The following is a 13,913-nucleotide window of genomic DNA, read 5'->3' on the forward strand; positions in this document are numbered from 1 at the left end:
GTCCCTGGGGTCAGGGGCCGCCGCCCGTACACCGGCCTGTGCCGGAGCTGGCTCGTCGTGTGTGCGAAGTGTCAGCGCTCTTCTTCTGTGGTGGCTGTCGCGGGAACGGACGTGAGTCGCTCCGTCTCGTCCTGTATCTCGGCGGCGATCTTCTTGAGTTCCGGCTCGAACTTGCGGCCGTGGTGGGCGCAGAAGAGCAGCTCTCCGCCGCTGAGCAGGACGACGCGCAGGTATGCCTGGGCGCCGCAACGGTCGCAGCGATCGGCGGCCGTCAACGGGCTCGCGGGGGTCAGAACAGTAGTCACGTCGCCTCTTCTCTAGCTCGACGAGCTGTCGTACCAGGGTCAACATCCAACCAGCCCCAAAACGTTCCCGCTCGTGGCTTCTCCTCGAAAAAAAATCTGCGAGGCGGCTGTCTGCTGCCGGTTGGCGGCGAATGTGCCGTATTACGTGTCTGTGTGTCTTACGGGTTCGCGCTGTCTGGCAGGGTCGGGTCCTCCCGGCTGGCTTGCCGGTTGTTCTTGAGGACGTGCCCGGAGCCTAAATGGTTCATGCCCCGAAGGGAACGTGATATGTACTTCACTCCATCGAGGGATCGAACGCGCATACGACTCTGGACTAGTGTGAGTGCAGACGAGGGTGGCGTTACAACGGCTCTACCAGGCCTCGGTACCCTCTGAGCGGCAACCCAGGCCGCGCCCTTACCCAGAAGGGCCCCACCTGAAATTCAGCGAGGAGCGAACCGCGTGACCGCCGAAACGTCCGTGCCGTCCACAGCTCTGCTGGCAGGAGCAGACCGGGACGGTTCCAACTACACCGCGCGGCACCTGCTCGTCCTCGAGGGGCTCGAGGCCGTACGCAAGCGCCCTGGCATGTACATCGGGTCGACCGACAGCCGTGGCCTGATGCACTGCCTGTGGGAGATCATCGACAACTCCGTGGACGAGGCCCTAGGGGGGCACTGCGACCACATCGAGGTGATCCTCCACGACGACGCCTCGGTGGAGGTGCGGGACAACGGCCGTGGCATCCCGGTCGACGTCGAGCCCAAGACCGGACTGTCCGGCGTCGAGGTCGTCATGACCAAGCTGCACGCCGGCGGCAAGTTCGGCGGGGGCTCCTACGCAGCCTCCGGCGGCCTCCACGGCGTCGGCGCCTCCGTGGTGAACGCCCTGTCCGCCCGGCTGGACGTCGAGGTCGACCGCAGCGGCCACACCCACGCCATCAGCTTCCGGCGCGGTGTCCCCGGCGCCTTCGCCGGTGCCGGCCCGGACGCGGGATTCGATCCCGCGAGCGGCCTGCGCAAGGCCAAGAGGATCGCCAGGACCCGTACGGGCACGCGCGTGCGGTACTGGGCGGACCGCCAGATCTTCCTCAAGGACGCCAAGCTCTCCCTGGAGACGCTTCACCAGCGCGCCCGCCAGACCGCGTTCCTGGTGCCGGGCCTGACCATCGTCGTCCGTGACGAGTACGGTCTCGGCGAGGGCGGAAGCAAGGGTGAGGAGTCCTTCCGCTTCGACGGCGGCATCAGCGAGTTCTGCGAGTACCTGGCCAGCGACAAGCCCGTCTGTGACATCCTCCGCTTCTCCGGCCAGGGCACCTTCAAGGAGACGGTGCCCGTCCTCGACGACCACGGTCAGATGACGCCCACCGAGGTCACCCGCGAACTCGGCGTCGACGTCGCCCTGCGCTGGGGGACCGGTTACGACACCCTGCTCAAGTCGTTCGTCAACATCATCGCCACGCCCAAGGGCGGCACCCACGTCGCCGGGTACGAGCAGGCCATCGTAAAAACGATGAACGAGGTGCTGCGCGCCAAGAAGCTGCTGCGCGTGGCCGAGGACGACATCGTCAAGGACGACGCGTTGGAGGGCCTGACCGCGGTCGTCACCGTCCGTCTCGCCGAGCCGCAGTTCGAGGGCCAGACCAAGGAGGTCCTCGGCACCTCGGCGGCACGCCGCATCGTCTTCAATGTGGTCTCCAAGGAACTCAAGGCCTTCCTGACCTCCACGAAGCGGGATGCGGCGGCGCAGGCCCGGGTCGTGATGGAGAAGGCCGTCGCGGCGGCCCGCACGCGCATCGCCGCCCGCCAGCACAAGGACGCCCAGCGCCGGAAGACGGCCCTGGAGTCCTCCTCGCTGCCCGCCAAGCTCGCCGACTGCCGCAGTGACGACGTCGACCGCAGCGAGCTCTTCATCGTCGAGGGCGACTCCGCGCTCGGTACGGCGAAGCTCGCCCGGAACTCCGAGTTCCAGGCGTTGCTGCCGATCCGGGGCAAGATCCTCAATGTGCAGAAGTCCTCGGTGACGGACATGCTGAAGAACGCCGAGTGCGGTGCGATCATCCAGGTCATAGGGGCGGGATCCGGCCGCACGTTCGACATCGACGCGGCCCGCTACGGCAAGATCATCATGATGACCGACGCCGATGTGGACGGCTCCCACATCCGCACCCTGCTCCTGACGCTGTTCCACCGCTACATGCGGCCCATGGTCGAGGCGGGCCGTGTCTTCGCCGCGGTGCCGCCGCTGCACCGCATCGAGCTGGTCCAGCCGAAGAAGGGCCAGGACAAGTACGTCTACTCGTACTCGGACCGTGAGCTGCGGGACAAGCTCCTGGCGTTCCAGAGCAAGGGTGTCCGCTACAAGGACTCCATCCAGCGGTACAAGGGCCTCGGGGAGATGGACGCCGACCAGCTGGCCGAAACGACCATGGACCCCCGCCACCGCACCCTCCGCCGCATCAACCTGTCCGACCTGGACTCGGCCGAGTCCGTCTTCGACCTGCTGATGGGCAACGACGTGGCGCCTCGCAAGGAGTTCATCTCCAGCTCGGCCGCGACGCTGGATCGGTCGCGTATCGACGCTTAGCGGGTGCGGGTGCGGGTGCGGGTGCCTGACCCTTGGCCGGCAAAGTGTCTCCACCCCCGGGTGGAGCCTTCGTCGTCGGAGGATCCACCCACGATCCACCCGTACGCCGATCTCCTGGCCTGCGCGTTTCCGTAGCGTCGAAGGTGTCGGCAGCGCTCGCTGCCGGCACCGACCTTCCTCGCTCACGGAGGCTCCGATGTCCGGGCTCGTCAACACATTGGTCATCGTGGCCGTGGTGGCCCTGGTGATCGTGCGGCAGTTCCGCACCACCCGGCTCGACAGCGGCCGGCGCTGGTGGCTCGTGCCCACGGTCCTGGCGGTCATAGCGCTGCGCGAGCCGGGCGTACTCGATGCCCACCACCCCGTCGCCTCCGCGCTGCTGCTCGGCGCCGAGCTCCTCATCGGCCTGGTGACCGGTGTCGGCTGGGCCTGGACCTCACGCATATGGGCGGAGGCGGACGGCGGTGTCTGGACCCGGAGCACCGGAAGCAGCGTCGCGGTATGGGCCGTCGGCATCGCCCTGCGCGTCGCCCTGTTCGCGCTCGGCGCCGTGCTGGGGATCCACCAGCACACCTCTGCCTTGCTGCTCGCCCTCGCGGGCACCCTGCTCGTCCGCTCCGGGATCATGGTCTGGCGGGCCCGGTCCCTGGAACGGCCCGCGGAGGCGGCCGCGGCGTACCGTGACGGCACGGCCCGGCCCGCGTGGAAGGAGCGCGTGTGAAGGACAACGCCTGGACACGCTGGCCCTCACCGGAAGCGCTGAGGCGAACCGGCATCTCCCGGGCCAGGCTCATGCTCGGCCGGGTCGCGCGGCTGCTGGCCCTCGGCATCCTCCTCTGGGGCGTGTTCACCAGTGAGGACGGCCGGGGCTGGGGAGCGGTGGGAGCGGCCGTCGGCGTCGTCGTCGCCGCCTTCGCGGCCTGGGGCTTCTTCCGGACCACGCTGGCACACCGGCTCTGGCCGTCCCTGGCGCTCCTCGTTCTGCTGTGGGGTGTCGCCGTCGCCGCGCAGGCCGCCGGTTTCAGGATTCCCGCGCTCGTCCTCTGGTGCGCCTGCGCCGTCGTATCCCTGGAGCGGCTGCCCATCGCGGTCGCCCTGCCCGCGACATCCGTGGCCCTCGCCGCCTACGCCGCGGTCAACGACGACGTGTGGCTGACCACCACGGCGACGACGGCGGGACTCGCCCTGGCCGGATACGTCCTACGGCTGGACGCCGAGGCCCGCGGGAGCGCGCAGCGGCTGCTCGCCCAGGAGCGGGCCGCGCGCGCGGCGGAGAGGGAGTCGGCGGCCCTCACCGAGCGGGCCCGCATCGCGCGGGAGATCCATGACGTGCTGGCACACAGTCTGTCGGCACAGCTCGTGCACCTGGAGGCGGCCCGGCTGCTGATCGAGCGGGGCGCCGACCGGCAGCAGATCCTCGAAAGGGTGGTGGCGGCGCGGGGAATGGCACGCGATGGCCTGTCCGAGACCCGGCAGGCACTGTCGGCGCTGCGCGGGGACCTGACCCCGCTGGAGGATTTCCTCACCGAGCTCGTCAGCGCGTCCGAGGGTGCCGAGGTCACCGTTGAGGGTGAGCGCAGACCGTTGCCGGCCGAGGCGTCGCAGGCCGTGCGCAGGGTCGCCCAGGAAGCCTTGACGAACGTCCGCAAGCACGCCCCCAGCGCCAAGGTGCGCATGCAGCTCGTCTACGGCGAGCACCAAGTGGCCCTTGTCGTACGGGACACGGGTGGTTCGCCGGGCGAACTCACGGCCACCGGAGCCGGGTACGGTCTGCTCGGCATGCGGGAGCGTGCCGAGTTGCTGGGCGGCTCGTTGGCCGCCGGGCCGGATGAGGAGGGGTTCGTGGTGAGGTTGCAGGTGCCCGTATGACGCAGGAGGCGACGAGGAAGCCCGCGCGGGTCGTGGTCGCGGACGACCAGACCGTCGTCCGCGAGGGCATCGTGATGTTGTTGGGGCTGCTGCCCGGCATCGAGGTCGTCGGTGCGGCGGGTGACGGGAACGAAGTGGTGAAGCTGGTCGCCGAACTCGCCCCCGACGTCGTGCTGATGGACCTGCGGATGCCCCGGTGCGACGGGGTGGAGGCGACCCGGCGGATCCGGGCCGAGTATCCCGGCACGCAGGTCGTGGTGCTCACGACCTTCGCAGACGACGATTCCCTCTTCCCCGCGTTGAAGGCTGGTGCGCGCGGTTATCTCACCAAGGACGCGGGGGGCGACGAGATCGTGCGGGCGGTGCACAGTGTGCTGTCCGGGGACGCGGGGCTGTCGCCGAGCATCCAACGGCGTTTGCTGGAGCGGCTGTCCGAGCCCGACCCCCGGCCGGCTGCGCCCGCCGAGGCGCCGGACGGACTCACCGTGCGGGAGACCGAGGTGCTGGTGCTGATCGCCGAGGGTCTGAGCAATCAGGACATCGCCCGCCGGCTGCACGTCTCCACGGCGACCGTGAAGACCCACATCAACAACCTGTTCGCCAAGACGGGTCTCAAGGACCGTGCACAGGCGGTCCGTTATGCGTATGCGAAGGGTCTTGTGCGGCCATCGGTGAATTGAGTCACCTGATGGGGTGAAGAGCCGGGGGAAGAAGTGTCGGGGATCTTCCCGTTCTGTCCATCCTTGGGCATGCAGTCAAGCAACGGCCTTCCCCGCGGGGACGCGGATGGTGCCGAGAGTCCGGCCGAGCCCCCCACCGGTCACGACCAGGTCGCCGACGAGACGTCCGGCAGCGTCCGGTACGACGACCCCTGGTACGACGCGCTCGCCTCCGGCTGGGGTGAGTCGCACACGGCAGGCGCGCCCGCGGCCGTGCCGGCGAGTCGGCAGGGTGCGACACGGGCCGCCGCGGCGGCCGACGTGTACCTCGAAGTGCAGCGCAGCGCCGCGTTCCAGGAGGTGCGCAGCCGCTACCGCAGGTTCGTCGTGCCGGGCGTGGCCGGGTTCCTCGCCTGGTACCTCGCCTACGTGGTCACCGCCACCACCGCTCCCGGGCTGATGGCGCGGCCCGTGGCGGGCGCGGTGAACGTGGCGATGCTCGCCGGGCTCGGGCAGTTCCTCTCCACGTTCCTGCTCACCTGGGCGTACACCCGCCACGCGCGACTGCGCAGGGACCGGGCCGCGCTCGAACTGCGGTGGGACACCCAGGAACTCACGCGCGGTGCGCGGGGCGGTGCGCTGTGAGAGGTGAGCACCAGACGCTGGCACTGCTGCTGTTCAGCGCGTTCGTCGCGGTCACCCTGGGCATCACGACATGGGTGAGCCGCCACCGGCACGGCTCGGCTGAGGAGTTCTACGCGGGCGGCCGTCTCTTCTCACCCATGGAGAATGGCTTCGCCATCGCGGGCGACTACATGTCGGCAGCGTCCTTCCTGGGGATCTCCGGGATCATCGCGCTGTTCGGCTACGACGGGCTGCTGTACTCCGTCGGCTTCTTGGTGGCCTGGCTGGTGGTGTTGTTCCTGGTCGCCGAACTGGTCCGCAACTGCGGGCGGTTCACGCTGGCCGACGTGGTCGCGGCGCGGATGAGCGAGCGGCCTGTACGGATCGCCGCGGGCGCGTCGTCGGTCACCGTGTCCGTGCTGTACCTGGTGGCGCAGATGGTGGGCGCGGGCAGCCTGGTCGCGCTGCTGCTCGGCGGCACCGGAAAGGCGGCGCAGACCTGGACCGTCATCGGTGTCGGTGCGCTGATGGTGATCTATGTGTCGCTGGGAGGGATGCGGGCCACCACCTGGATCCAGATCGTGAAGGCGGTCCTGTTGCTCGGTGGCACCATCGCGCTGACCGTGCTCGTCCTGGTGCGTTTCCACGGCGACTTCGACCAGTTGCTGCTCACGGCGGCGGCGCGCAGTGGGCATGGCGACGCGTTCCTGGCACCCGGACTGAAGTACGGCGGCGACTGGACGGCCCGCTTCGACTTCATCAGCCTGGGTCTCGCGCTGGTGCTGGGCACGGCGGGGCTGCCGCACATCCTGTCGCGGTTCTACACCGTGCCCACCGCACGGGCGGCACGGAGCTCGGTCGTCTGGTCCATCGGCCTGATCGGCGGGTTCTACCTGATGACGATCGTCCTCGGCTTCGGGGCGGCGGCAATCGTGGGCCCGGATGCCGTACGAGGGTCGAACGCGGCCGGCAACACGGCCGTCCCGCTGCTGGCCCTCGACCTCGGTGGCGGTGCCGACTCCACGGGGGGAACGGTCCTCTTCGCGATCGTCGCCGCCGTCGCTTTCGCGACGATCCTCGCCGTGGTCGCGGGCATCACGCTCGCCTCCTCGGCCTCCGTGGCCCACGACCTCTACGCGTCCCTGCGGCGCCGGCACACCAAACCGCGCAGCGAGGTCGGCGTGGCACGCGTCGCCGCGGTCGGCATCGGGGTGGTCGCGATCGCCCTCGGACTCCTCGCGCGCGATCTCAACGTCGCGTTCCTGGTGGGCCTCGCGTTCGCCGTCGCGGCCTCGGCCAACCTGCCGGTGCTGCTGTACTCCCTGTTCTGGCGCGGCTTCACCACCCGCGGTGCCGTGTGGGCCGTCTACGGCGGTCTCGTCCCGGCTCTGGTCCTCGTGCTGCTGTCTCCCGTGGTGTCGGGGAGCCCGGAATCGTTGTTCCCCGGCGTCGACTTCCAGTACTTCCCGCTGCAGAACCCCGGGCTTGTCTCGATCCCGCTGGGCTTTCTGGCTGGCTGGATCGGCACCGTCACCTCGGCGGAACTGCCCGACGAGGCCAAGCACGCGGAGACCGAGGTGCGCTCGCTGACCGGGGCGGGGGCTGTGTAGAGGCGACGCCGTGACGGCCGTAGGGCATGCGCTTCAGTGTCACCCGTGGGGACCTGCCCGCTACGGAGTCACCCAGGCGTAGCGGTGTTCGGGGCGGCCTGTGTCGCCGTACTTGAGGGAGAGGCGCAGGCGGCCGGCCTGTTCCAGGTGGCGGAGGTAGCGCTGGGCGGTGGAGCGGCTCAGGCCCGTTTCGGCGGCGACCTCGTGGGCGGACAGCGGATGGCTCGCGCTGTGCAGGACGCGGCAGATGAGGTCCGTGGTCGGCTCCGAGTGGCCGCTCGGCAGCCCCGGTGAGGGCGGCGCCGGTGTGGTGCGCAGGGCGCTGAAGATCCGGTCGACCTGCTCCTGGCCGGCGATGCCGCGACCGCCGCCCACCCGGTCGACGGTGCGGCACAGGGCGGCGTAGGAGTCCAGCCGGGTGCGCAGCGCGGCGAACGTGAAGGGCTTGACGAGGTAGTGCAGCGCGCCGAGGCGCATGGCGGTCTGCACGGTCGCCACGTCCCCGGCCGCCGTGATCATGATGACGTCGGTGCCGTGGCCCTGTTCCCGCATGCGATGGACGAGGTCGAGGCCCGTCCCGTCGGGCAGGTAGTGGTCGAGCAGCACCAGATCGATGGTGCTGCGTTGCACCGCGGCCAGTGCCTGGGCAGCACTGTGCGCGCGGGCGGCCACCCGGAATCCGGGAACCTTCCCCACGTACTTGGCGTTGATCTCGGCGACGCGGAAGTCGTCGTCCACGACCAGGACGTCAATCATCGGGCCTCTTTCCGTCAAAGGCCTGACAGGCGTTGCGCCCGTGTTTCGGCTTCGCTGTTGTAGCGCGAGCAAAAGAAGCACAACAGGCCGTTGCAGGCAAAAGAACGGCATGTGCTCAGAAGACTGCTGCTGTGGCGCGCGCCACTTCTACCGTCCGGCCATGAGCGCAGACATCAGCCCCGCCATCGAGTTGCGGGGCGCGAGCAAGACGTTTCGGACCCCGTCAGGGGGTCTGCACACGGCCGTCAGGGGACTGGATCTCACGGTGGGACGTGGGGAGTTCGTGGCGGTCGTCGGTCCCACGGGATGCGGCAAGTCGACCACGCTGACCCTGGTCAGCGGGCTTGAGGAGCCCAGCGAGGGTGAGGTTCTGGTCGCCGGCGAGGCGGTGCGCGGCGTAGGCGACAAGGTCGGCTTCGTCTTCCAGCAGGACGCCACCTTTCCCTGGCGCACCGTCCTGTCCAACGTGATGGCGGGTCCGCGCTTCCGCGGTGTGCCCAAGGCGGAGGCGAAGAGCAAGGCGCGCGACTGGCTGGCCCGGGTCGGCCTGAGCGCCTTCGAGGACCGCTATCCGCACCAGTTGTCCGGCGGTCAGCGCAAACGCGTCGCGCTCGCCGCGACCTTCGTCAACGACCCCGAGATCCTTTTGATGGACGAGCCGTTCTCCGCGCTCGATGTGCAAACCCGCGCCCTGATGTCGGACGAGCTGCTCGAGCTGTGGGAGGGCACGCGCGCCTCCGTCGTCTTCGTCACCCACGATCTGGAGGAGTCCATCGCGTTGGCCGACAGGGTCGTGGTGATGACCGCCGGGCCCGCGACCGTCAAGCAGGTCTTCGACATCGACCTGCCGAGGCCGCGCAAGGTCGAATCCGTCCGCCTGGAGTCGCGGTTCATCGAGATCTACCGCGAGATCTGGGAGTCCCTCGGCGAAGAGGTGCGCATCACGCGGGAGAGGGGTGCGGCCAATGTCGCCTGACATCCTTCCCGAGGCCGCGGTCGCGCTGCCCCTCACCCAGTCCGGCGGCAAGACGGACCGCGCCCAGACGCGCGCGCGTGCCGCACGCAGACGCAGGTTCGTCGTCATGGCTGCCCGCGTGCTCCTCTTGGTCGCCGTTCTCGGACTGTGGGAGATGTGCGCCCGGACCAAGATCATCGACCCGTTCTACTTCGCGATGCCCTCGAAGATCTGGGACCAGATCTACACCTGGGTGACGCACGGCACCGCGCTCGGTCCGCTGGGTGAACAGATCTGGTACACGCTGTACGAGGCGCTGCTCGGCTGGGTCTTCGGTGTGGTCGGCGGTGTGGTCTTCGGTATCGCGCTGGGGCGGATCACCTTGCTCGCCGATGTCCTTGGTCCATACATCAAGGTGCTCAACTCGATCCCCAGGATCGTCCTCGCCCCGATCTTCATGATCTGGTTCGGGCTCGGCCCGGCCTCCAAGGTGGCCTCGGCCGTCGTCCTGGTGTTCTTCCCGGTATTCTTCAACGCCTTCCAGGGCGCCCGTGAGGTCGACCGCAGCCTCGTCGCCAACGCCAGGATCCTGGGTGCCAGCGACCGCAGGGTGACACTCCAGGTCGTCATCCCGTCGGCCACCTCATGGATCTTCACCAGCCTCCACGTCAGCTTCGGCTTCGCCCTCATCGGCGCCATCGTCGGCGAGTACATCGGCGCGACCAAGGGCATCGGCCTGCTCGTCGCGCAGTCCCAGGGCACCTTCAACGCGGCCGGGGTCTACGCCGCGATGGTCATCCTCGCCGTCGTCGCGCTGCTCGCCGAAGGATTGCTGACATTCGGCGAGCGCCGCATCTTCCGCTGGAAGCCGTCGGAATCCGACAGCTGAACCGGCCCCCTCTCCCGCGTCTCCTCCTCCCGCACAGCCCACTCACAAGGACGTGAACCGCATGCGCAAGTCCGCCAGAATCTCCGTGCTGGCCGCCGCCGGTCTGCTCGCTCTCTCCTCCCTCACCGCCTGCGCCAACGACGCGGCGAGCACCGCCTCCTCCGGCTCCGGCGGCAAGGGGGACGGCAAGGGCGAGAAGGTCAAGATCATGGTCGGCGGCCTCGACAAGGTCATCTACCTGCCGGCCATGCTCACCCAGCGTCTCGGATTCTTCGACGCCGAGGGCCTCGAGGTGGAACTGCTGAGCGAGCCGGCGGGCGTGCAGGCCGAGACCGCACTCGTCTCCGGCCAGGTGCAGGGCGCCGTCGGCTTCTACGACCACACCCTCGATCTGCAGGTCAAGGGCAAGGCTGTCGAGTCCGTCGTGCAGTTCTCGCACGCTCCGGGCGAGGTGGAGATCGTCTCCACCAAGGCGGCGGGCGACATCACCTCGCCCAAGGACTTCAAGGGCAAGAAGCTCGGCGTCACGGGCCTCGGTTCCTCGACGGACTTCCTCACCAAGTACCTCGCCGTCAAGAACGGCGTCAAGGTCAGCGACTTCACGCCGGTCGCCGTCGGCGCGGGGCCGACCTTCATCTCGGCGCTGCAGCAGGGTTCCATCGCCGGAGGCATGACCACCGACCCGACCGTCGCCACGATCCTGGACAAGAAGGCGGGGAAGGTGCTGCTCGACATGCGCACCCCGCAGGGGTCGGAAGAAGCGCTCGGCGGTCCGTACCCCTCGTCGAGCCTGTACATGCAGACGAGCTGGGTCAACAGTCACAAGGCCACGGTGCAGAAGTTGGCCAATGCATTCGTCAAGACGCTCAAGTGGATGTCCACCCACAGTGCGAGCGAAATCGCCGACACGATGCCGGCCGACTACTCGCAGGGCGACAAGATGCTCTACGCGGTGGCGATCAAGAGCACGCTCCCGATGTTCACCAAGGACGGTGTGATGCCCGCGGAGGGCCCCGAGACCGTCGAGAAGGTGCTCAAGGCGTTCAATCCGAACATCCAGAACGCGACGGTCGACCTGAGCAAGACGTACACGACCGAGTTCGTGAAGAAGGCGGCCGGCTGACATCCCCACGCCCGCCGTCCGTAGGTGAGGAGGGCACGGCCCCTTCCCCCGCCCCCACGGGTGGTGCCTCAGGCGCGGGTCGCCCACACGTAACGGTGTTCCGGGCGGCCCGCGTCGCCGTATCGGAGGGTGAGCCGGGCCCGGCCCGTGCGCTCCAGGAGCTTCAGATAGCGCTGGGCGGTCTGGCGGCTCACCCCCGTCCGCTCGGCGATCTCCTGGGCGGACAGCGGGCCTTCGGCGTTCATCAGGGACCGCCGGACGAGTTCCGCGGTGGTGGGGGAGTGCCCTTTGGGCAGGTCGGGCTCCGAGGGCGTGGACAGGGCGCCGAAGATGCGGTCCACCTCGGCCTGTTCCGCCTCACCGCCGCTGTCCAGGGTGTGCCGCAGACTCGCGTACGCCTCCAGCCTGGCGCGCAGGCCCGCGAAGGCGAACGGCTTGACCAGGTACTGCAGGGCGCCCTGCCGCATCGCCGCCTGCACGGTCGTGACGTCCCGCGCCGCCGTCACCATGATCACATCGGTCTGGTGGCCGCGTCGCCGCATCTCCTGGACGACCGCCAGACCCGTCTCGTCGGGCAAGTAGTGGTCCATGAGCACGAGGTCAAGATGCGGCAGCGTCTCCAGCTGACGCAGGGCCTCCGCGGCACTGTGCGCCTCACCGGCCACATGGAAGCCGGGCACCTTGCCGACGTAGGCGGCGTTTACGCGCGCGACCCGCGTGTCGTCGTCCACCACGAGGACCTCGATCGTCACGACTCCTCCTTGGGGACGGTCGACGGCGCGGAGGGGGCGGTGAGGGCCGGTTCCAGGTCCGGCCCGGCCAGGGCCTCGGGCAGGACGACGGTGAACTCCGCGCCCCCGCCCGCCGCTTCGCCGACCGACGCGCTGCCGCCCTGCCGTTCGGCGAACCTGCGCACCAGGGACAGTCCGATACCGCGTTCTCGATGGGCGGGCGGCTTCTTCGTGGTCCAGCCCTCGGTGAAGACCGACTCGTGGTGCTCCGCGGGGATGCCCGGTCCGGTGTCGCGCACGCGCAGCACGACGGTACGGCCGTCCGCGCGCAGTTCGACCTCCACGCGCGCGTGCGCGGTGCCGGCCACGGCGTCCAGGGCGTTGTCCACCAGGTTGCCGACGACCGTGACGAGCCCCCGGGGCTCGACCAGCCGGTCCGGGAGCCGCGTCCCGTCGGAGATCCACAGGGCGACCCCGCGCTCGGCGGCCACGGTCGCCTTGCCGACGAGCAGCGCGGCGAGCAGGGGGTCGTGGATCTTCTCGGTGACCTGTTCCGCGGTCGCGCGGTGATCCCCGACGACCTCTCCGACGAACTCCACGGCGTCGTCGTACATCTCCAGTTCCAGCAGCCCGAGCAGCGTGTGCATGCGGTTGGCGTGCTCGTGGTCCTGCGCGCGCAGCGCGTCGATCAGACCGCGGGTGGAGTCGAGTTCCCGGCCGAGTTGATCCAGTTCGGTGCGGTCGCGCAGGGTGGCGACGGCACCGCCGTCGTCGGTGGGCATGCGGTTGGCGACCAGGACGCGCTGGCCGCGGACGGTGAGCAGGTCGGTGCCCGTGACCCGGCCGGCCAGCACGTCGGCCGTACGTCCGGTGCCGAGCGCGTCGTCGGGGGACCGGCCGACGACCTCGTCGCCGATGCCCAGCAGACGCTGCGCCTCGTCGTTGAGGAGGCGGACACGGCCGGCGCGGTCCAGGGCGACGACGCCCTCCCGTATGCCGTGCAGCATGGCCTCGCGCTCCGCGAGGAGCCCCGAGATGTCGGAGAAGGCCAGGTCGCGGGTCTGTCGCTGCACCCGGCGGGAGATGAGCCAGGCGGCGATCGCGCCGACGGCCAGGGCGCCACCGGCGTACGCGAACAGTCCCGGGATCGCGTGGATCAGCCGCGCCCGCACGCTGTCGTACGCGATGCCCACGGAGACCGCGCCGACGATGTCACCCGCGTTGTTGCGCAGGGGTACCTTGCCGCGCGCGGAGCGGCCCAGGGTGCCGCTGTCGATCTCCATGACGTCCTTGCCGGCGATGGCCCGGCGCGGGTCGGTGGAGACCTTCCTGCCGATCTCCCGGGGCTCGGTGTGCGACCAGCGGATGCCCCGCAGGTCCATCACCACGATGTACTCGGCGTCGGTGGCGAGGCGGATCCGCTCCGCCTCCTGCTGCACGGGGCCCGTGGCCGTCGGAGGCGTGGTCTCGACCTCCTCCGCGATCCGCGGCTGCGCGGCGGTCGTCTGCGCGATGGACAGCGCCCGGCGCATGGCCTGGTCGTCCAGCTGCTGGCTGAGCGGCGCGAGGAACAGCCCGGTCGCGAGCACCGCGACCCCCGCGGCGATCGCCAGCTGCATCAGCAGCACCTGCGAGAACACCCGCCGGGGCAGACCGAGGCGCAGACGGCGTGCGGGGGGAGTGGGGCTCATACCCATGACGGTACGTGGACGGGCGGAAAGTGCGGGCGATGGGGTGTGACCTGGATTTTGTTGATCAAGGGAAGCGTCGGGATCAACTGATCAACGCTCGAGTCCGGAGTCTGGGCTGGGGCCGGCGGGCCGGTCG

General features: G+C 69.5%; 13 protein-coding genes. 9 read left to right on the top strand and 4 right to left on the bottom strand.

All coding sequences use genetic code 11. The annotated features are described in order from the left end of the window. Positions 1–71 precede the first annotated feature (71 nt). A complete protein-coding gene (locus tag ABZT03_RS10775) occupies positions 72–305 on the bottom strand; it encodes a hypothetical protein (protein ID WP_356036493.1) in 234 nt (77 codons plus the stop codon). 441 nt (positions 306–746) lie between these two features. Between ABZT03_RS10775 and ABZT03_RS10780 the strand changes: the two genes are divergently transcribed. The 6 genes from ABZT03_RS10780 (at position 747) to ABZT03_RS10805 (ending at position 7,632) form a co-directional block, all read left to right on the top strand. After that, positions 747–2,870, top strand: coding sequence for a DNA topoisomerase IV subunit B (locus tag ABZT03_RS10780; RefSeq protein ID WP_356036496.1), 2,124 nt, complete (start codon positions 747–749; stop codon positions 2,868–2,870). Between the two features lie 196 nt (positions 2,871–3,066). After that, positions 3,067–3,591, top strand: coding sequence for a DUF1453 domain-containing protein (locus tag ABZT03_RS10785; RefSeq protein WP_356036499.1), 525 nt, complete (start codon positions 3,067–3,069; stop codon positions 3,589–3,591). After that, entirely contained in the window at positions 3,588–4,739 is a 1,152-nt protein-coding gene (locus tag ABZT03_RS10790; protein ID WP_356036501.1) for a histidine kinase, read from the top strand. Before ABZT03_RS10785 ends, ABZT03_RS10790 begins: the two co-directional genes overlap by 4 nt. Further along, positions 4,736–5,419 (top strand): response regulator transcription factor, encoded by a 684-nt coding sequence (locus ABZT03_RS10795; RefSeq protein WP_356036504.1) that lies wholly within the window; start codon positions 4,736–4,738, stop codon positions 5,417–5,419. Before ABZT03_RS10790 ends, ABZT03_RS10795 begins: the two co-directional genes overlap by 4 nt. 69 nt (positions 5,420–5,488) lie before the next feature. Further along, a complete protein-coding gene (locus tag ABZT03_RS10800; protein WP_356036654.1) occupies positions 5,489–6,043 on the top strand; it encodes a DUF485 domain-containing protein in 555 nt (184 codons plus the stop codon). After that, positions 6,040–7,632, top strand: coding sequence for a cation acetate symporter (locus ABZT03_RS10805; RefSeq protein ID WP_356036507.1), 1,593 nt, complete (start codon positions 6,040–6,042; stop codon positions 7,630–7,632). The genes ABZT03_RS10800 and ABZT03_RS10805 overlap by 4 nt, the downstream gene beginning before the upstream one ends. A gap of 60 nt (positions 7,633–7,692) precedes the next feature. On the opposite strand, the gene ABZT03_RS10810 is transcribed toward ABZT03_RS10805, so the two are convergent. Further along, entirely contained in the window at positions 7,693–8,388 is a 696-nt protein-coding gene (locus ABZT03_RS10810; protein ID WP_356036510.1) for a response regulator, read from the bottom strand. A 160-nt stretch (positions 8,389–8,548) separates the two neighbouring features. On the opposite strand from ABZT03_RS10810, the gene ABZT03_RS10815 reads away from it, so the two are divergent. From ABZT03_RS10815 to ABZT03_RS10825, 3 genes are all read left to right on the top strand, one after another. Further along, positions 8,549–9,364 (top strand): ABC transporter ATP-binding protein, encoded by an 816-nt coding sequence (locus tag ABZT03_RS10815; RefSeq protein ID WP_356036513.1) that lies wholly within the window; start codon positions 8,549–8,551, stop codon positions 9,362–9,364. Next, on the top strand, positions 9,354–10,232 hold the full coding sequence (locus ABZT03_RS10820; RefSeq protein ID WP_356036516.1) for an ABC transporter permease: 879 nt from the start codon (positions 9,354–9,356) through the stop codon (positions 10,230–10,232). Before ABZT03_RS10815 ends, ABZT03_RS10820 begins: the two co-directional genes overlap by 11 nt. A gap of 61 nt (positions 10,233–10,293) precedes the next feature. Then, positions 10,294–11,355, top strand: coding sequence for an ABC transporter substrate-binding protein (locus ABZT03_RS10825; protein ID WP_356036519.1), 1,062 nt, complete (start codon positions 10,294–10,296; stop codon positions 11,353–11,355). Between the two features lie 68 nt (positions 11,356–11,423). Here ABZT03_RS10825 and ABZT03_RS10830 read toward each other — a convergent pair whose 3' ends face one another. Continuing rightward, a complete protein-coding gene (locus ABZT03_RS10830) occupies positions 11,424–12,107 on the bottom strand; it encodes a response regulator (RefSeq protein WP_356036522.1) in 684 nt (227 codons plus the stop codon). Beyond that, entirely contained in the window at positions 12,104–13,777 is a 1,674-nt protein-coding gene (locus ABZT03_RS10835; RefSeq protein ID WP_356036525.1) for a sensor histidine kinase, read from the bottom strand. The genes ABZT03_RS10830 and ABZT03_RS10835 overlap by 4 nt, the downstream gene beginning before the upstream one ends. Positions 13,778–13,913: the final 136 nt, after the last annotated feature.

The organism is Streptomyces sp. NPDC005574 (assembly GCF_040605435.1).
In the GTDB taxonomy this organism is placed as follows: Bacteria; Actinomycetota; Actinomycetes; order Streptomycetales; family Streptomycetaceae; genus Streptomyces.